Raw genomic sequence first — 275 nt, 5'->3', positions numbered from 1 at the left:
AGTTAATTGGATCAATAAAGGAGCAAATATAAAAATGAAAAATGAAAAAGCTGTTGTTGTATTTAGTGGTGGTCAAGACAGCACGACATGCCTATTTTGGGCCTTGGAAAATTTTGAAGAAGTAGAAACAGTAACTTTTAATTATAATCAACGCCATAAACTAGAAATTGAAGTAGCACAGTCCATTGCAAAGGAATTAGGAGTTCAGAATACTGTGTTAGATATGTCACTCATTAATCAACTAGCGCCAAGTGCACTGACACGTGATGATATTG

The 275-nt window shown here is 34.5% G+C and carries 1 protein-coding gene; it reads left to right on the top strand.

Annotated elements, in window-relative coordinates; genetic code table 11:
* Positions 1 to 34: 34 nt before the first annotated feature.
* A partial coding sequence (locus tag AOA61_RS28205) for a 7-cyano-7-deazaguanine synthase (RefSeq protein ID WP_178075224.1) occupies positions 35 to 275 on the top strand: 241 nt, incomplete at its 3' end.

Source organism: Pseudomonas sp. 2995-1 (assembly GCF_002742505.1).
Taxonomy (GTDB): domain Bacteria; phylum Pseudomonadota; class Gammaproteobacteria; order Pseudomonadales; family Pseudomonadaceae; genus Aquipseudomonas; species Aquipseudomonas sivasensis.
This window is presented reverse-complemented; position numbering and strand designations above follow the sequence as displayed.